Genomic DNA, 18453 nt, shown 5'->3' with positions numbered 1-18453 from the left:
GGAATAGTTTGTGCGAATTAAGTGATATTTTTGGCGTATGAAAAGCATCCTATTCGAACAAACGGGTAAGCCCACCGATATTCTCAACGTTACAGACGTCGCCATTCCGGAGCCCGGACCCAACGAAGTACGCATCCGGGTCGTTGCCAGCCCTATCAATCCGTCCGATATTATGTTCGTCCAGAACCTGTACGGCATCCGGCCACAGCTGCCGTCGGGGGCGGGTTTCGAAGGGATGGGCGTCGTGGATGCGGTGGGCGAAGGCGTGCAGATGCGCACCGGCGTCCGGGTCAGCTTTACCGGCGTTGGAACCTGGGCCGAGTACGCCATTGCGCACCAGCGCAGCCTGATTCCGGTGCCCGATGCCATGACCGACGAGGTGGCGGCTCAGCTGTTCGTTAATCCGTTCACGGCCTATGCTATGGTAAAAGATTCGGGTGTACCCGAGGGTGGCTGGCTGATGCTGACGGCGTCCGGTTCGGCGTTCGGCAAAATGGTCATTCAGCTCTGCGCCATGCGGGGTATAAAGACCATTGGTACGGTTCGGCGCAACGACCTCAATGACGAGCTGAAAGCACTGGGCCTGACCGAAGTAATCAATACCGAAACCGATGATCTGACCGCCCGGGTAAAACAGATTACCGGGGGCGCCGGTGTGAGCTGCGTGCTCGACGCGGTCGGTGGTCATACGGCCTCGCAGGCCCTGACCTGTCTGGGAAAAGGTGGAACCATGCTGGTTTACGGCCTGCTCAGTGGGCAGGACCCGGCTGTCAACATAGGGCTGATGATTTTTCGCGAGCTGACCATCAAAGGATTCTGGCTGACGGACTGGATGCGCCGTGTAGACAGCGCGACCCGACAGGATGTGGCGCAGAACGTGATCTCGCTGCTATCGTCGGGCACGATTCAGTTACCCGTCGAAGCGACCTATTCCCTCGATCAGATTACGGAAGCTGTTGCCCACGCCGACCGGCCCGGACGATGGGGAAAGATACTCATCAAGCCGTAATGCTCCTGCACACCCTGGCCGTGGTCAACGACCCGGCCAGTGGTACTGGTCAGCGCAGCAACGTAAAAACGGCGGTTATTCGTACCGGATTCTGGTCCATATAGATGAAAAACGGACAAAGTCTATCGCTGGCTGAACCACTTTCTATAGCCTTCGTTATCTTTGACAACAATATTGGACGAAACCGGGGCGTTTGTTCCTGAAACGACTGCCGGTCAGTCTGATCCACTTACTCACAAAGACCGTATGCTCCTGCTTCAGGTTCCGGCTGTTGACACCACGGCCGCATCGCTCTCGGCCACCTCGGCGGCTGCTCAACCCCAAAGTCTGCAATTATTCGATCTCGTTGCCAAAGGCGGCTGGGTCATGATTCCTATTGCGTTCCTGTTCTTCTCCGCGTTGTACCTGATCTTCGAACGGCTTTTTGTCATTCGGTCGCAGACCCGCTCCGATTCCAATTTCATCGACAACATCCGCGACATGGTAGCGCAGGGCAATGTGAAGTCGGCCGAGTCGTTTGCCCGTAACCAGCGGACTGCTATGGGGCGTGTGTTCGAGAAAGCCATTGGCCGGATCGGATCGCCGATCAAAGAGATCGAAAGCACCGTTGAAACCGTTGGGCAGATCGAACTGGCCCGGCTGGAGCGGAACATGGGTTATCTGGGCATCATTGCCGGTATTGCGCCCATGCTCGGGTTTATCGGAACGATTTCGGGGATCATCCGGATTTTCTACGACATCTCCCTCTCCGACAACATCAGCGTCGGTATCATTGCCGGTGGTCTGTACGAGAAAATGATTACCTCGGGGGCCGGGCTTATCGTAGGGGTCATTGCCTATACCGGCTATCACCTGCTGAACATGATGATCGAACGGTTTACGCTTACTCTCGAAATGAACGCCTTTGAGTTCATCGAGGTCCTGCAGAAACCCACGGCCGAAACCGCCCGGATGCGCTAATCCGTAGCACCGGCTGGCCCGTTGAATCGTCAGATTCAGTACGGACCAGCGGCTACCTAACTTCTTTCACCGCCAGTTCTTCCGATCGGGCATTACGTGTATGAAACTCCGACGAAAAAATAAGTTTGCGGCCGAAGTGGCAACCTCGTCGCTGAACGACATCATGTTCTTTCTGCTGTTGTTCTTCCTGATCATTTCAACGGTTGCCAACCCAAACGTGATCAAGCTGATGCTGCCCAAGGCGGCTTCGTCTCAGCAGCTCAGCAAGAAACAGGTAACCCTCTCGGTCGATGACAAGAAACAGTATTACATCGATAAAAAACCAGTCGATCCGGCCAACCTCGAAAATGAGTTGAAAACGATCATGGCCGGTATTGCCGAACCAACCGTGGTGGTGCGGTTCGATAAGTCGCTAACGGTTCAGGATCTGGTCGATGTGCTGCAAACGGGCGCTAAACTGAATATACGGATGGTCATGGCCACCTCAAAATAATCACACAAATCGATAGTTTGAAGTCGGTGCAGCTTATAGCGGCACCGACTTTTTTTATAACCATTCGGCACCAACAGCTAGTTATTAGGGCAAACGTTCAGGATATGACAACCAACTACGCCGAAGCTGCAGTATGCCGGGTCGATGATCTGGCCAATGGTGAGATGAGAGAAGTTCAGGTGGGCGACAAAACCGTTTTACTCGCCCGTGTGGATGGCGAGTATCACGCGTTGCATCCGCAATGTACTCATTACCAGGCTCCGCTGGCGAAAGGGTTGCTCCACGGGAACCGGCTGGTCTGCCCCTGGCACAACGCCTGCTTCGACGTCCGTACGGGTCACCGGCTCGAAGCCCCCGCCCTGAACGGACTGCCCAAACATGCGGTGCGTGTCGAAGATGGTCAGGTCATCGTTCAGCTCACGACCGACAGCGAGAGCGTAGAAAACCCCATGGTTGAGCCCGATCCGGTGTCGGCAGACACCTGCGTCATTGTGGGTAGTGGCGGGGCGGGCGCGTTTGCGGCCGAAGGGCTTCGCGAAGGCGGTTTCACCGGCCGGATCGTGATGCTGACAGCCAGCGAGGAAGCTCCCTACGACCGCCCCAACTGCTCGAAAGATTACCTGCAGGGCGAAGCGCCCGACGAGTGGATGCCGCTTCGGGCTGACGAATTTTATCAGACGCATCATATCGAGATCCGTACCGGCCAGCGGGTCGTTTCGCTCGATCCGGCTACCAAAACCATAGAGCTGGCATCTGGCGAAACGGTAACCTACCAGCAGGCGGTGCTCGCGCCGGGCGGCTCCCCCAATCCTCTGCCGGTACCCGGTGCCGGGCTGGCGGGCGTTTATACCCTCCGGAGCCTGCACGATAGCCAGCTCCTGCGCGAAGCCGGGCAGCCCGGTAAACGGGTGGTCGTTATTGGCAGTTCGTTTATCGGGCTGGAAGCGGCCATGAGCCTGCGCAAACTCGGCTGCGAAGTCGATGTGGTTGGCCGGGATACCATTCCTTTTCAGAAAATTCTCGGGCCAGCGATCGGTCGGGTTATTCAGGGATGGCACGAAGAAGCAGGCATCCGGTTTCACCTCGGTACCGAAGTGGAGCAGTTAACCGGCGATACCACGGTTCGGGAGGTCGTGCTGAAATCCGGCAAGTCGCTGGCGGCCGATCTGGTGCTGGTCGGGCTGGGCGTTAAACCGCAGACCGCGTTTGTGCAGGGCGTGGACCGGCAGGACGATGGGGGCATACGGACCGACGCGTATCTCCGCATTGCCCCCGACCTGTATGCCGCCGGCGACGTGGCCGTATATCCGGTCGGCGACGGGGCACAGCGCATCGAGCACTGGAAAGTGGCGGGCCAGCAGGGCTACGTAGCCGGTCTGAACATGGCCGGTCAGCAGCAGGCCTACCAGCAAGTCCCGTTTTTCTGGACCAACCAACACGGAAAACGAATTAATTATATCGGTCATGCCGACTCGTTTGACGACATTATTTACGACGGTGACCCCGAAAAAGACGACTCCTTTCTGGCGTTCTACGTTGCCGGGGAGCAAATTCTGGCCGTGGCCGGGCTGAAACGCGACGTCGATATAGCCATTATCCGGGAACTGATGCAACTGGGGCGGTTGCCGTCGGCTGCGTCGGTGCGGGCCGGGGTAAACTGGACCCGCGAGTTGAAAAAAGCCTGATAATCGGCTTACCTTTGTAGCCTTACCGTGAATCGGTTTGGTTATGACGCATCAACTTGTACTTCGTAAGCCGCTTGCTTTCTTCGATCTGGAAACAACCGGTATCAATACCGCCAAAGACCGCATCATCGACATATGCATCATTAAAGCATTGCCCGGTGGCGAGGTTGTCAGCAAAACGCAGCGTGTTAACCCCGGTATACCGATCCCGCTCGAAACCAGTATGATTCATGGCATCTACGACGACGATGTCAAAGATGCCCCTCCCTTCAAAGCCGTTGCCCGTACGCTGGCTCAATTTCTGGAAGGCTGCGATCTGGCTGGTTTCAACTCCAACCGGTTCGATGTGCCGCTGCTGGTAGAAGAATTCCTGCGGGCCAGTGTGGACTTCGATGTCAAAAACCGTCGGCTGGTCGATGCGCAGCGGATTTTTCATCTGATGGAGCCCCGTAATCTTACGGCTGCCTACAAATTTTACTGTGATAAGGACCTGATCGGCGCGCATGGTGCCGAAGCGGACACCATTGCCACGCTCGAGGTGCTCAACGCGCAGGTGCAGCGGTACTCGGGGCGGGTGGCCCGGACCGATAGCGGGCAGGATGTCGTGTTCGACAATGACATGGACATGCTCCACAGCCTGACCGCCAACCGAAATGTAGACCTGGCCGGCCGGATTGTTCTCAACAGCGAAGGCGTTGAAGTATTCAACTTCGGCAAGCACAAAGACCGGCCCGTTCTGGACGTTTTGCAGAAAGAACCTGCCTTCTACGACTGGATGCTGAAGGGCGAGTTCCCGCTCGATACCAAACGGCGCCTGACCGAGATAAAACTCAGGATGTTCAGCAACGTGAACGGAAAACGGTAGCTGACAACGGACCGGCAGAGGCCCCCCGGCCGGTCAGGTTCGACCGATAGCGCATAAACTTCTGTTTCACTGCTTCATTGGGAGTTCCACCAATATCGAATAATCTTTACCTTTGCGGCACTTTCTATTAACCGGCATCCCATGCAACCCACGCAGGACGTACTTATTCCGGACGTAATTCAGCAAATACCGCTTACCTATTATCTGATTCTCAGCACGGCCCTGTTCGTGATCGGTATCATCGGTGTGCTGACCCGGCGCAATGCCATTATCATTTTCATGTCGATCGAGCTTATGCTGAATGCAGTGAACCTGCTGCTGATCGCCTTCTCCTCGTACCGCTCCGACTCGGCCGGGCAGGTATTCGTCTTTTTTATCATGGCTGTTGCGGCCGCCGAGGTCTCGGTGGGGCTCGCTATTATTGTCATGATTTACCGCAACACCCGCTCTATCGACGTGGGTCTGCTGAACAAGTTAAAATGGTGAAAAAGGCTGGCGTCGCCGGTGGTTCTTCATGGCTACCCGGTTCCCTACCCGACGCCTGACCCCTGTTGACTATTGACTACATTATGAAGCCTGAACTACTTTGTGCGTTAATACCTCTCTTTCCGCTGATTGGTTTTCTGATCAACGGTATCGGTTTTCGGCATATTTCGAAAGGGGCTGCCGGGGCCATTGCGGTTGGAGCCGCGCTGGCCTCGTTCCTGACCACCGCTTATCTGTTCGGTGCCTTTATGGGGCAGGCGGCCTTCCGCGATGATGCCGGACCGCTCGTTGCTACGCTCTTCAACTGGATTAGCGTGGGCGATCTTCAGATCAACTTTTCGTTCCAGATCGATCAGCTCAGCCTGTTGATGCTGCTGGTTGTAACGGGAGTTGGCACGCTGATCCACCTCTACAGCATCGGCTACATGAAGCACGACGAAGGATTCGGTAAGTTCATGGCTTTCCTGAACCTGTTCGTATTTTTCATGCTGCTGCTGGTGATGGGCTCCAACTACGTCATCATGTTCATTGGCTGGGAGGGCGTTGGGTTGTGCTCGTACCTGCTCATCGGCTTCTGGAACACCAACACGAGCTATAACAACGCGGCCCGCAAAGCCTTCGTGATGAACCGAATCGGTGATCTGGGCTTTTTGCTGGGCATTTTCATGCTCATCAATACCTTCGGTACGGTTGAGTATATCGATATTTTCAAACAGGCTACGAGCCTGCCCGTGGGCGACAGCACGATCCTGATCATTACGCTCCTGCTGTTCGTGGGGGCCATGGGGAAGTCGGCACAGATTCCACTCTACACCTGGTTGCCCGATGCCATGGCTGGTCCAACCCCGGTGTCGGCCCTGATCCACGCAGCCACCATGGTAACGGCGGGGATCTACATGGTCGTTCGCTCGAACGTGCTGTACACGCTGGCGCCCCTGACGCTCGAGATCATCGGTGGTATTGCCATCGCTACGGCTCTGCTGGCCGCTTCGATCGGTCTGTTGCAGAACGACATCAAAAAAGTGCTGGCTTACTCAACGGTATCGCAGCTGGGCTATATGTTCCTGGGGTTAAGCGCTACGGCCTATACGGCGGGTATGTTCCACGTTGTTACCCATGCTTTCTTCAAAGCACTGCTGTTCCTGGGGGCGGGTAGTGTTATTCACGCCATGTCTGACGAGCAGGATATCCGAAAAATGGGGGGCCTGCGGAAAGCGCTGCCCATAACGTTCATCACCTTTCTGATCGGCACCATTGCTATTTCGGGTTTGCCGCCCTTTGCCGGTTTCTTCTCGAAAGACGAGATTCTGGCGCATGTATTCGTCCACAACAAGGTGCTGTGGGCGCTGGGTGTGCTGGGCTCGGGCTTAACGTCGTTCTACATGTTCCGCCTGCTGTTCCTAACCTTCTTCGGGGAGTTTCGCGGTACCGAAGAGCAACGCCACCACCTGCACGAATCACCGGCAACGATGACGGCTCCGCTTGTTTTTCTGGCTATACTGTCGGCGGTGGGCGGGCTGCTTAACCTGCCGGGCGGGGGCTGGCTGAGCCGTTTCCTCGATCCCGTTTTCATGTTTTCGCGGGAGGTAAACCCAACGGCGCTGACGCTGGAACTCGACCATTCGACCGAGTATACGCTCATGGCGGTATCGGCGGGGGTAGCCTTACTGGCGCTGGTTGTGGCGTATGTGATGTACGTCAGCCGGCGGGCGGTTCCGGCTCCCGAAACGGCCGAGCGCTCATTGCCCGAGCAAGTGGTCTACAACAAATACTACATTGATGAGCTGTACGATACCATCATTGTTCGGCCCATTCGCGGGCTGGGCGACGCGCTCTACAGCTTCGGCGAAGGCCTGGTCGATGGCGTTGTCAACGGAGTGGCCTGGCTGGTCCGGCAAAGTTCGGCCCAGTTGCGGCTGATGCAAAGTGGTTCGATCGGGTTTTATGTGCTGGCCATGGTCGTCAGTATTGTTGCCATCTTCGCGCTGCGTTTTTTCGTTCGATTCTAATCTGAGATATGCTCACATTATTCCTGATTCTCTACCCTGCCGTTGCTGCTGCGTTACTTCTGATCGTGAAAGGCGAACGGGTGAAACAGGTCGCGCTGGTAGCCGCGCTGGTTGAACTGGTTGGCGCCGTTGCCGCTTTTGCGCAGTTTCAGCCCGATGCCAGCTCGCAGTTTGGTTTCGACTACGCCTGGATTAACTCGCTGGGTATTCGTTTCAGCGCCGGTATCGACGGCATCAGTGTCCTGCTGGTGTTGCTGACCGGGCTGCTGGTTCCGTTTATTATCCTGTCGACCTTTAACCGGCAGTACGACCGGCCAGCGCTGTTTTATGCGTTGATGCTGTTTATGCAGGCGGCACTGATGGGCGTATTTACGGCCCGCGATGGCTTCCTGTTTTACTTCTTCTTTGAAGTGGCCCTGATTCCGATTTACTTCCTGGCTGCAATGTGGGGTGGGGAGAACCGGGTACCAGTCACCTTCAAGTTCTTCGTCTATACAATCTTTGGCAGTCTGTTCATGCTCGTTGCGCTGGTGTACCTGTATTATCAGACACCCGTAACCGGCGGGCACCACAGCTCGGCCATTGCTGACTTCTACCAGCTTAAACTGACCCCCGCGGCCCAGGGCTGGGTCTTCTGGGCGTTCTTTATCGCGTTTGCCATTAAGATGCCGGTATTTCCGTTTCATACTTGGCAGCCAGACACTTACGTTGAGTCGCCAACGCCAGCTACGATGCTGTTGGCCGGGATCATGCTGAAAATGGGCGTTTACGGCCTGATTCGGTTCATTCTGCCCATCGTGCCGCTGGGCGTCGAAACCTGGGGGAAAACGGCCATCATTCTATCCGTGATTGGTATTGTTTACGGATCGATTATTGCCATCCGCCAGCGCGATATGAAACGGCTCATTGCTTACTCGTCGTTCTCGCACGTTGGTCTGATGGCGGCCGGTGTTTTCTCGCAGACCGAAACCGGTATGCAGGGCGCCCTGATTCAGATGCTGGCTCACGGCGTCAACGTAGTGGGCATGTTCTTCGTGGCCGATGTCATTTTCTCGCGGACCAACACCCGCCAGCTCGACCAGCTGGGCGGCATCACCCGCACGACGCCGAAACTGACCGTTTATTTCATGATTATGCTGCTGGGTAGCGTAGCGCTGCCGCTGACGAACGGATTCATTGGCGAGTTCCTGTTGCTGCATGGCGTATTTACGTACAACCACTACCTGGGTCTGGCCGCTGGCTTTACCATTATTTTCGGGGCGGTATATATGCTGCGGATGTTTCAGAAAAGCATGTTCGGTCCAACATCGGTACGTACCGGTACGTTTGCCGATCTGACCAGTTCGGAAAGCCTGGTATTTGTGCCACTGGTGATTATGGTCTTCTGGATGGGAATTTACCCCCAAACGTTCCTCAAAGTAACTGAACCTGCCGTAGTCAACCTGATGAAATACATCGGTGCCTCGGCTGTATCTCTGAAATAAAGCTTACAAACGGTTTCGGCTGGCTGGCCCGAACGGTTGCTACTGATGCAGACGAGAAGTCTACCTGATCAGGCAATGTTCTGAACGCAGCCCACCGAACACTGAAAACCAAACTAATATGCTTCCCATCGTTCTGTTATCGGTTTCTGGTATTGGGCTGCTCTTCCTGGGCTTCCAAAAGTCGCGGACATTGCTGTTACCCGCAGCGTTGCTGTTTCTGCTGGTGGCGCTGGCCGCTAACTTCTACGACTGGAACAAGACGTACCTGTATTTCAACGACATGCTGCGTACCGATAACCTGTCGATGGTATTTACCGCCATCGTGCTGGGATCGGCTTTCCTGGTCATCGCCCTGTCGACCCGGTTTATCGAAGATGAGGAAGCACAACCGGCAGAGTATTACGGTATTATCATGTTCTCTCTGGTGGGAGCTATCATGATGATTTCGTTCGAGAATCTGATCATGCTGTTTGTGGGCGTCGAAACGCTGTCCATTGCCATGTACATCCTGACGGGTAGCGACAAACGCAATCTACGGTCCAACGAGGCCGCGCTCAAGTACTTCCTGATGGGAGCGTTCACGACCGGGATCATGCTGTTCGGGATGGCGCTGCTCTACGGGTCAACGGGATCGTTTACCCTCGAAGGGATTGCCGCCAGTACCGTTAATCCGCAGCAGGGCCTTTCCTTGCTGCTGTACGTCGGGCTGCTGATGCTGCTGATCGGACTGCTGTTCAAGGTATCGGCCGCGCCGTTTCACTTCTGGACACCTGACGTATACGACGGAGCCCCAACGATTTTCACCGCTTTCATGTCGACGGTGGTCAAGACAGCAGGTTTTGCCGCCCTATTTAAACTGTTATCGATTTCGTTCGGCGGGGTTTACACCTTCTGGTGGACCATACTGGCCATTATTACGGCCATTACGCTGGTTGTGGGTAACGTAACGGCGGTGTACCAGAACAGCTTCAAACGGATGATGTCGTACTCCAGCATTTCCCATGCGGGTTATCTGCTGATTGGGCTGGCGGCTCTGGGCGCGCAGACCAAACAGGCCATTGTCTTTTACTCGCTGGCCTATTCAGTAGCTACTATTTCGGCATTCGGCGTGCTCTTGCTGGTCGCGCAGCAGCGCAGTACGCAAACCCTGTCGAGCACGGGCTTAGCGAACGAAGGTTTCGATGACTTCAACGGACTGGCGCGTCAGAACCCGTTGCTGGGCTTCGCCATGGCCGTATCGATGCTGTCGCTGGCCGGCATTCCGCTGACTGCCGGGTTCTGGGGTAAATTCTACATATTCTCCACCGCGGTAGAGCGGGGCCAGATCTGGCTGCTGGTAGTGGCGGTGCTGATGTCGGCCGTGGGTATCTACTACTACTTCCGGGTAATCATCGCGATGTACTTCCGCGACGGTGCCACGGAGCCGATCCGGGTATCGCCGGTCTATCGGTATGTACTGCTGGCGGCTACTATACTGACGCTCGTACTGGGAATTGCGCCTGGCTTACTGCAGGGTTTGTTTTGATTGACAATTTGGAGCCGCTCACTCAGTTAATCGGGTGATCGGTAAGCGACTACATCCTTATTTGTCTATTTTTGCCGCAGAAGCTAAAACCAACGCTGGCTTCTACTGGCAAGCCCGTGAACGTGAGTAGTATACAACAGCCCAAATACAAGGTCTCCCGAAGTTTCTTCTCGTTCTTTCTAACGGCTCTGCTGGGTGCGTCCGTTAACTTTCTGTCCCAGATATTCTATCGGAATTACTTCGAGTTCGGTACCAGTGTGTTTCTGGGCTATCTGACGGCTACCGTTGTTAGTTTCATCCCGACCAAGCGGTTCGCTTTTTCGGCTGGTAAAACAGGGAATACGGGTCGCGAGGCTATCAAGTTCTTTATCATCGCCCTGGTGGCACTGGCTGTGCAGGTAGGCGTTTCCAAGTTTACCCTGTCGTATATTGCCAACCCCTTCTTCCCCAATCTGTCTCCTTTTGCCCGTGAAAAGGCCTCGCACGTGGTGGGCATGGGGCTTAGCTTCATGGCTAATTACTTTGGTCACAAACTGCTTACCTTCCGGAGCACCGGTATGTACGATCGGATTCGGTCGAGACCGGTGAAATAGGAAAAGTTGTATTTAAAGTCTATATATTCGATATTCTATTTCTTTCTTTTGTTTTACCCAACACAGGATTTTTCAAAGGTCAGTGGCGTATCACATTAAAAGGACGGGTATTTATTTGCATCTTACTAAAAAAAAGTATATTTGCGGCTGAAACCATTAAAGACCACCAAAGTACAAATGAAAAAAGTATTCGCACTCCTGTTTGTCGGCAGCATGCTGACCTTCGCTGCCTGCCAGAGCAAACCTAAGACGGAAGAAGCTGCTGTAGATTCAACAGCTACCATGTCGACCGACACCACCACGATGGCTACGGATTCGGCTGCTACGGCCGTTACCGACACCGCTGCTGCTGCTGCTGCTGATAGCGCGAAATAAGCCAGTCGCTTTCGAGTATACAGTAAAAAAGCCCTATTTTTATAGGGCTTTTTTACTGTATACGTGTCTGATCTGTTTGCCCATCACCTACCAGCTACAGCCGCTCTGCCCTGTCGGCAGTTGCAGCAGCAATACGGCTTCGCGTTTCGGGTCACCAAGCCACGCCGGACTAAACTGGGCGATTTTCGGCGCTGGCCCGATGGCCGTATGCAGATTACGGTCAACGCCAACCTCAACCCTTACGCTTTCCTGATCACGTACGTGCACGAAGTGGCTCATGCGGTGGTCAGCCAGACCCATAAACGGCGGGTGGTACCCCACGGAACAGCCTGGCAACAAGCTTTTCAGCGGCTCATGCAGCCTTTTCTGCACCAGGCGGTTTTTCCGGCCGATGTGCTCCTTCCGTTACAGCAGTATATGAGCCGGCCGGCAGCTACCACCTACGCCAGTCCCGTACTGATGGCGGCCCTCCGTCGGTACGATCAGCCCGCGCCATCGGGTAGTGCCCCAAACACCCGCCTGCTACGCGACGTACCGGAGGGAAGCCTGTTTCTGTTTGCAAAAAAGACCTATCAGCGTGGCACGATGCGCCGGACCCGCGTCGTTTGTAAAGAACTATCCTCCGGTCGATCCTATGCCATTCTGGCTCATGCGGTTGTTGAAATGGATACATAGTGGCAGCACTGTGTATCGTCGTGTCCCCCTGAACCAGCTGATCGGGTCGGGGCAGGCCTGGCTATTGGCTGGACTGGTGCTGATCGCTACGGTGCCTGGCCTGCGGGCGCAGTCGGTATTACAGCAAGGAAACTGGCTCAAAATTGGCGTAACCCAATCGGGTGTATACCGTCTGAGCCAGGAAACCCTGGTACGGCTGAATCCCGCCTTTGCTACGGCGAATCCGCGTAACCTCCGATTATACGGGAACGGAGGAGCCCCCCTGCCGCAGGCCAACTCGGCTCCCCGGGCGGTAGATCTGGTCGAAAACGCCGTGCTCGTAACGGGCGAGGCCGATGGTCGGTTCGATGCGGGTGATGCGCTTCTGTTTTTCGGCCAGAGCCCGCATACTATCCGGTACGACACGACGGGAGGGCGGTTCGTGCATCAGATCAACCCCTACAGCGATACAACGTTTTATTTCGTGAACATCGGGTCGGGGCCGGGCCGGCGCATCAGCGAACGTTCGGCCGGGTCACCAGCCGCCCCAACCGTTACTGCCTTCGCTGACTATCAGTACTATGAACCCGAACTGCGCAAAGTTCAGTCGGTGCGCTCGGGCCGGGCGTGGCTGGGCGATTTTCTGAGTACCGATACGACCCGAACCGTAGCGTTTGCCATGCCCGGCCTGCTTGCTTCGTCGGCCATTCGGGTGCGGGCATCGGCTATGTCGCGCGATACATCGACAAGGCTGTTTCGGATTCAGGTGAACAGCCAGCTGGTGGGTACTATCCCGATTCCCGATGTGTCGGGCTTCGAATACGACTACCAGGGCATTGTTCGTGCCGACACGTTTCTGACCCGACTGGCGAGTACAGACAACACCGTCAGGGTAAGCATGACTTTCCGCAACAACCGGGACAACTCGGGGCAGGGGTATCTGGACTTTCTGGCGGTTGAAGCCCGGCGCGAACTCCGGCAGTACGAACAGCCTCTGTGGGTACGGCGGCTTCCGGCTGGTTCGGTGGCGGTGCAGCAGGCCAGTGCAGGGCTCCGGGTCTGGGATGTGTCGCAGCCGCTGGCGCCCACCAGTCAGCTGTACACCCTGTCTGCTACCCAGACAGCTACCTGGCGGGCCGCGCAGCCCGCCGACTACTTTCTGTTTACGGATGCGCAGCTACTGGCGCCTGTCTCAGTAGTGCCTGTAGCCAATCAGAACCTGCGCGTGCAGCCAGCTCCGGATCTTCTCATTATCAGCCCGGCGGCCTGGCGCGATCAGGCCGACCGACTGGCCGAATTCCGGCGGCAGAACGACCGATTATCGGTTCTGGTTGCCACAACGCAGGAAGTTTATAACGAATTTGGCTCAGGACAACCCGACCCGACGGCGATCCGCGATGCCGTTCGACATTTTTACCAGCAACAGCCGGGGCGGTTAAAGTACCTCCTGCTGTTCGGCGACGCTACCTTCGACTATCGGAACATAAACAAAGCCGCTAGTCCGGCCGCGCAGGCCAATATGGTTCCGGTCTACGAAAGCCGCGAGTCGTTGCATCCGGTACTGAGTTACTCGTCCGATGATTACTACGGGTTCATGGACGACGCGGAGGGCGAGTGGGAAGAGCCTCGGCAGGGAGAACTCGACTCGGCAGACCATTTGCTCGACGTAGGCATTGGCCGGCTACCGGTCAAGTCAGTTCAGGAAGCCCAGACGGTTGTTGACAAGTTGATTCGGTACGCAACGGACCGATCGCTGGTTGGCGACTGGCAAACCCGGGTTATGCTTATTGCCGATGATGGCGATTACAACCTGCACCAGAACGACGGCGAACTACTGGCCACCCAGATTGAACGGGTATCCCCCGCGTTCAGGCCCGAACGTATTTATCTGGATAACTATCAGCAGCCCGTTACCCCCGACGGGCAGCGGGCTCCCGTGGTAAACCAGCACATAAGCCGGGCCATGGCCGATGGTCGGCTCATTATCAACTACAGCGGTCACGGCGATATACTGACTCTGGCCGATGAAAAGGTCGTTACGCTCTCCGATATTCAGGGGTGGCGCAACCGGCGACTGCCCCTGTGGGTAACCGCTACGTGTCAGTTTGGTCGGTACGATGATCCCAGCGTGAATTCGGGTGCCGAACTGTCGTTGCTCAGTCGGGTGGGTGGGGCCATCGGACTGTTGACCACGACCCGGCCCGTCTATTCAAATACGAACCTGCTGCTGAATCAGGCGTTTTATAATACCGTTTTTACCCCCATAAATGGGCAGATGCCCCGCTTAGGCGACGTTATGCGGCTTACCAAGAACGCGAGTCTGGCGGGGGCAATCAACCGAAACTTTGCTTTGCTGGGCGATCCATCGATGCGACTGGCCTATCCGCAGGCCCAGGCAACACTAACCGCTGTAAACGGCAGACCACTGACCACCGCCCGCTTTGACACCTTACGGGCTCTGGAAACGGTTGAATTAACCGGCGAGATTCGACTGAATGGGCAGCGGCTGGCCGACTTTACCGGAACAACCCGGCTAACCCTGTTCGATAAGGCGGCCCTGCTAACCACCCTGGGGCAGGAAGCCGGTAGTCCTAAAATGAGTTACCGGGCGTATACGAATCCGGTATTTTCGGGGCAGGTGGCTGTGCAGCAGGGGCGATTTACCGTGCGGTTCACCGTGCCCAAAGATATCGACTATACGGTTGGCCAGGCCAAACTGTATATGTATGCCGTTCGCGCTGACAGTACATTCGATGCGACCGGAAGTTATGAGAATCTGCGCATAGGTGGCAGTATTATTGCTGATGGTGTTGATAATCAACCGCCCAGCCTTACCTTGGCGGTTGTGGGCGGGCTGCGGCAGGGCGAGAGCTGGCAGGCGACAGGGCCGGATATACAGGTGCGCATCAGTCTACAGGACAACAAGGGCATAAATATTGCCCGATCAGGTCTGGGGCACGATCTGACGGCGGTACTGGGTGATAACAGTCCGGTTGTCCTGAACAGTGAATACGTGGCTACAGGCACCGACGGGCTGCAGGGAGAGGTTGTTCATACGTTCAGGGGCGTATTGCCCGGAACCTACGGGCTGCGGGTCAAAGCCTGGGATATCAACAATAATTCAACCGAGGGCACGTTGACCTTAGTAGTTTCCGAACGACCGGGTCTGACCCTCCGCGAAATCCGGATCAGTCCGAACCCGGTAACAACACAAACGCTGCTAACGGCTGATCACGACCGCGCCGGCGAGCCGCTGGACTGGACACTGAGCATCTATGATCTGAACGGACACCTGTTAACCCAGCAGACGGGCCAGTGTACCGACTGTCCCGGGCGGGTAGAAGCCGGTACCTGGAACGGTCAGTCGAACAGCGGTGCGTCGCTACCCAACGGAATCTATGTGGTTCGGATTCAGGTACGAGCCGCCACAGATGGCACAACAGCAACCGGTACCAGGCGAGTGGTATTAACCAAGTAATTTACCAGAGAGGGGATTATCTGTTTTTTTCTTATCCAACGATTCATCGTAATTTTGACCGCACAGGACTGCCACACTTCCCCCAATCAGTTGCTGTCGTTGACCAACAACTTGTAGTATGAAACTCAATTTTTCCCGTGTTTTTCTCGGCGTTTGCAGCTTTCTTCCCTTCGTTAGTTCAGCGCAGAATACCATTCCAATACTAAACGGCCAGCAGCTTCAAGTTCCCACCTCGTCTGTCCCTTTTCTGAATTTTACGCCCGATGCCCGATCGGGGGCGCTCGGTGAAGCCGGGGTAGCGCTCAGCGATCCCGATGCCAACTCCATTTTCTGGAATCCTGCCAAACTCGTTTTTGCCAAACAGGATAAAGGCGCTACCATTTCGTATACGCCCTGGCTGCGCGATCTGATTGGCGACATGTACTATACCAACCTGAGCGGCTACTCTAAAGTGGGTAAAAACTCGGTGATTGGCGGTTCTCTGCTTTATTTCGACCTTGGTACGGTCGACTTTACTACCGCAACGGGTGTGGCGGCCGGTACCTTTAACTCGCGTGAGTATGCGGTAACGGCTTCGTTCGGACAGCGGCTTTCGCAGAATTTTTCGCTGGCCGTAAACCTCAAGTACCTAAACTCGAACCTGGCAGCTGGCAGCTCGTTGCAGGGCCTGAAACCGGGTGCTACGGCCGCGGCCGACATCGGTGCCTATTACCAGAACGAAGTGCGGGACGACGCAACCGGCAAAGGCATCGGCTGGGCATTTGGGGCCATGATCTCCAACCTGGGGGGGCGGATTAACTACGGCGGCAACGAGCGCTACTTTATCCCGACCAACCTGCGCCTGGGAACGAACCTGACATTCCATGTCGACCAGTACAACAAGTTTAATTTTGTCGTCGACGTCAACAAACTGATGGTGCCTACGCCGAATGTACAGCTGGTAGGCGGGCGTCCGGTAAACCTGAATGCGAACAAAGGCTATTTCCAGTCCGTATTCGGTTCGTTTGCTGACGCGCCGGGCGGGTTCAGTGAAGAGTTAAAAGAGTTTACCATCTCGACCGGGGTCGAGTACTGGTATAACGAACAATTTGCGGTACGGGGTGGCTTTTTCAATGAATCGAACCTGAAAGGTGGCCGCAAATACATTACAACGGGCTTAGGCCTGAAATTGCAGCAGCGCTTTGGCGTCGACTTCTCATATCTGCTTCCCGTAAGCCAGAGCAGCCCAAGCCCATTGACCAACACCTTCCGGATTTCGTTACTGTTCAACTTCAACAGCGCCAACCGCCTGTTCAGCGACGACGAAACCACCAGCGAAGATTATTAACGAATAACCGCAAAAGAGTGAATGAGCAAAACGGGTAGCCAGGTTGGCCCCGTTGCTCATTCACTCTTTTGCTATGCTGACACCATGGTAGACAGAACGCAGTCACCGGCTTTTCAGGCCATTCATGAAGTACGGCTCCCGGCCGTCAAGACCCATACACTGGACAATACCGTAAGGCTGCACCGGATAGATGTAGATCATCAGCCCGTTTTGCGACTGGAGTGCATTTTCGATGCGGGAACGTGGTACGAGCAGGTACCGGCTACGGCCTTCTTCGCCGTTAAAATGCTGTCAGAAGGAACGCGCACCCGCTCGTCGGCCCAGATCAGCGAATACTTCGATCGGTACGGCGCTTTTCTGGAGCTTAGCAGTGGTCCCGACCGGTCTAGCGTAGTCGTTTACTGCCTGACCAAATTCCTGCCAGACGTACTGCCCCTGCTGCGTGAGCTGCTGACAGAGCCGACGTTTCCGGAAAAAGAGTTCGACGATCTGCGGAATATAACCTTGCAGAACCTGCGGGTCAACTACGAGAAAAATGCGTATCTGGCCAGCGTGTTGTTTCGGCAGAAGCTGTTTGGCCTCGATCACCCCTACGGCCGCAGCCAGCAGCCCGACCAGATCGAAGCGCTGACCCGGCAACAGGTTGTTGACTTCTACCAGCGTGCCCTGCATAACCGCCCATTCCAGATCCTGGTAGCGGGTCAGGTTTCCGAGCTCGACGTAGCGCTCATCAACCGGGAACTGGGAAAGGTACCTATCCAGACGGGCGCAGCGCCCATAGCCCCCGTTGAGACCGTTAGAGCCGACGGGCTGGCGACGCTGGCCGAGAAACCTGACAGCATACAGTCGTCTATCCGGGTTGGTCGGCGGCTGTTCACGCGGTCGCACCCGGATTTTTTCCGGATGCTGGTCACCAACGAAATCCTGGGTGGTTATTTCGGCTCGCGGCTGATGAAAAACATCCGCGAAGAAAAAGGCTTTACCTATGGCATCTCGTCGAACATGCCCTCGTTCCGGCGGGATGGGTATTTCCTGATCGGAACCGACGTCAACAAAGAAAATACGCAGCAGACCCTGGACGAAATCCGGAAGGAAATTCGGATCTTACAAACCGAGCCGGTACAGCCCGACGAACTCGAGACCGTCAAGAACTTTATGGCGGGTGAGTTTGTAGGGTCGCTCAACACGCCGTTCGAGATTGCGGATCGATACAAAGTGATTCTGCTCGACGATCTGCCAGCCGACTTCCTGACTACCTATATTCAGAACCTACGAGCCGTTTCGGCGGAGGATATTGTACAGATGGCAAACCTTTATCTAACGGATACGCATCTCAGTGAGGTAGTTGTGGGCGGAAAATAGGATGATCTGGAAATTTATTCATTAGTCAAGTTGTTCAATAGGGTAGTCAATTTGACTGATTAGTTATTTACGTGTAGTTTTGGGGTTCCTGCTGTTGGTTACAACCTCCTTACGTAGCTAACGATATCGATAACGTCTCACTTACATC

The 18453-nt window shown here is 55.4% G+C and carries 15 protein-coding genes; all 15 read left to right on the top strand.

Annotated elements, in window-relative coordinates; all coding sequences use genetic code 11:
• Positions 1-37 precede the first annotated feature (37 nt).
• Entirely contained in the window at positions 38-1009 is a 972-nt protein-coding gene (locus tag B1C80_RS02170) for a zinc-dependent alcohol dehydrogenase family protein (protein WP_077919395.1), read from the top strand.
• A 246-nt stretch (positions 1010-1255) separates the two neighbouring features.
• Positions 1256-1969 carry a MotA/TolQ/ExbB proton channel family protein gene (locus B1C80_RS02165; protein ID WP_077919614.1) on the top strand — a complete coding sequence of 238 codons (714 nt, stop codon included), beginning with the start codon at positions 1256-1258 and terminating at the stop codon, positions 1967-1969.
• A 100-nt stretch (positions 1970-2069) separates the two neighbouring features.
• Complete coding sequence (locus tag B1C80_RS02160) at positions 2070-2462, top strand: biopolymer transporter ExbD (RefSeq protein ID WP_077919394.1); 393 nt, start codon at positions 2070-2072, stop codon at positions 2460-2462.
• Positions 2463-2566: 104 nt separating this feature from the next.
• On the top strand, positions 2567-4147 hold the full coding sequence (locus B1C80_RS02155; protein WP_077919393.1) for an FAD-dependent oxidoreductase: 1581 nt from the start codon (positions 2567-2569) through the stop codon (positions 4145-4147).
• Positions 4148-4190: 43 nt separating this feature from the next.
• A complete protein-coding gene (locus tag B1C80_RS02150; protein WP_077919392.1) occupies positions 4191-5012 on the top strand; it encodes a 3'-5' exonuclease in 822 nt (273 codons plus the stop codon).
• A gap of 141 nt (positions 5013-5153) precedes the next feature.
• Complete coding sequence (gene nuoK / locus B1C80_RS02145; protein ID WP_077919391.1) at positions 5154-5498, top strand: NADH-quinone oxidoreductase subunit NuoK; 345 nt, start codon at positions 5154-5156, stop codon at positions 5496-5498.
• Between the two features lie 83 nt (positions 5499-5581).
• Positions 5582-7507, top strand: coding sequence for an NADH-quinone oxidoreductase subunit L (nuoL, locus tag B1C80_RS02140; RefSeq protein WP_077919390.1), 1926 nt, complete (start codon positions 5582-5584; stop codon positions 7505-7507).
• An 8-nt stretch (positions 7508-7515) separates the two neighbouring features.
• Complete coding sequence (locus tag B1C80_RS02135; protein ID WP_077919389.1) at positions 7516-8991, top strand: NuoM family protein; 1476 nt, start codon at positions 7516-7518, stop codon at positions 8989-8991.
• 118 nt (positions 8992-9109) lie between these two features.
• Entirely contained in the window at positions 9110-10516 is a 1407-nt protein-coding gene (locus B1C80_RS02130; RefSeq protein WP_077919388.1) for an NADH-quinone oxidoreductase subunit N, read from the top strand.
• Between the two features lie 71 nt (positions 10517-10587).
• A complete protein-coding gene (locus tag B1C80_RS02125; protein WP_369822667.1) occupies positions 10588-11109 on the top strand; it encodes a GtrA family protein in 522 nt (173 codons plus the stop codon).
• 177 nt (positions 11110-11286) lie between these two features.
• Positions 11287-11484 (top strand): hypothetical protein, encoded by a 198-nt coding sequence (locus B1C80_RS02120; RefSeq protein WP_077919386.1) that lies wholly within the window; start codon positions 11287-11289, stop codon positions 11482-11484.
• Between the two features lie 63 nt (positions 11485-11547).
• Entirely contained in the window at positions 11548-12159 is a 612-nt protein-coding gene (locus tag B1C80_RS02115) for a sprT domain-containing protein (RefSeq protein ID WP_077919385.1), read from the top strand.
• A 10-nt stretch (positions 12160-12169) separates the two neighbouring features.
• Entirely contained in the window at positions 12170-15616 is a 3447-nt protein-coding gene (porU, locus tag B1C80_RS02110) for a type IX secretion system sortase PorU (RefSeq protein ID WP_236648566.1), read from the top strand.
• 118 nt (positions 15617-15734) lie between these two features.
• The gene (gene porV / locus B1C80_RS02105) at positions 15735-16943 is read left to right on the top strand and encodes a type IX secretion system outer membrane channel protein PorV (protein WP_077919383.1); all 1209 of its coding nucleotides are present in this window, start codon (positions 15735-15737) and stop codon (positions 16941-16943) included.
• A gap of 84 nt (positions 16944-17027) precedes the next feature.
• On the top strand, positions 17028-18305 hold the full coding sequence (locus tag B1C80_RS02100) for a pitrilysin family protein (RefSeq protein ID WP_077919613.1): 1278 nt from the start codon (positions 17028-17030) through the stop codon (positions 18303-18305).
• The last annotated feature ends 148 nt before the right edge of the window (positions 18306-18453 follow it).

This window comes from Spirosoma sp. 209, assembly GCF_002006735.1.
Classification (GTDB): Bacteria; Bacteroidota; Bacteroidia; order Cytophagales; family Spirosomataceae; genus Spirosoma; species Spirosoma sordidisoli.
The sequence above is the reverse complement of the archived record's forward strand: the minus strand, read 5'-3'. Positions and strand labels throughout refer to the sequence as shown.

What these genes read in the sequence shown, in the direction of transcription:
- B1C80_RS02100 (WP_077919613.1), top strand. Translation starts at nt 17,028, where the DNA reads ATGGTAGACAGAACGCAGTCACCGGCTTTTCAGGCCATTCATGAAGTA.
- B1C80_RS02120 (WP_077919386.1), top strand. Translation starts at nt 11,287, where the DNA reads ATGAAAAAAGTATTCGCACTCCTGTTTGTCGGCAGCATGCTGACCTTC.
- B1C80_RS02170 (WP_077919395.1), top strand. Translation starts at nt 38, where the DNA reads ATGAAAAGCATCCTATTCGAACAAACGGGTAAGCCCACCGATATTCTC.
- B1C80_RS02135 (WP_077919389.1), top strand. Translation starts at nt 7,516, where the DNA reads ATGCTCACATTATTCCTGATTCTCTACCCTGCCGTTGCTGCTGCGTTA.
- B1C80_RS02165 (WP_077919614.1), top strand. Translation starts at nt 1,256, where the DNA reads ATGCTCCTGCTTCAGGTTCCGGCTGTTGACACCACGGCCGCATCGCTC.
- B1C80_RS02130 (WP_077919388.1), top strand. Translation starts at nt 9,110, where the DNA reads ATGCTTCCCATCGTTCTGTTATCGGTTTCTGGTATTGGGCTGCTCTTC.
- nuoK (WP_077919391.1), top strand. Translation starts at nt 5,154, where the DNA reads ATGCAACCCACGCAGGACGTACTTATTCCGGACGTAATTCAGCAAATA.
- B1C80_RS02150 (WP_077919392.1), top strand. Translation starts at nt 4,191, where the DNA reads ATGACGCATCAACTTGTACTTCGTAAGCCGCTTGCTTTCTTCGATCTG.
- nuoL (WP_077919390.1), top strand. Translation starts at nt 5,582, where the DNA reads ATGAAGCCTGAACTACTTTGTGCGTTAATACCTCTCTTTCCGCTGATT.
- B1C80_RS02160 (WP_077919394.1), top strand. Translation starts at nt 2,070, where the DNA reads ATGAAACTCCGACGAAAAAATAAGTTTGCGGCCGAAGTGGCAACCTCG.
- porV (WP_077919383.1), top strand. Translation starts at nt 15,735, where the DNA reads ATGAAACTCAATTTTTCCCGTGTTTTTCTCGGCGTTTGCAGCTTTCTT.
- B1C80_RS02155 (WP_077919393.1), top strand. Translation starts at nt 2,567, where the DNA reads ATGACAACCAACTACGCCGAAGCTGCAGTATGCCGGGTCGATGATCTG.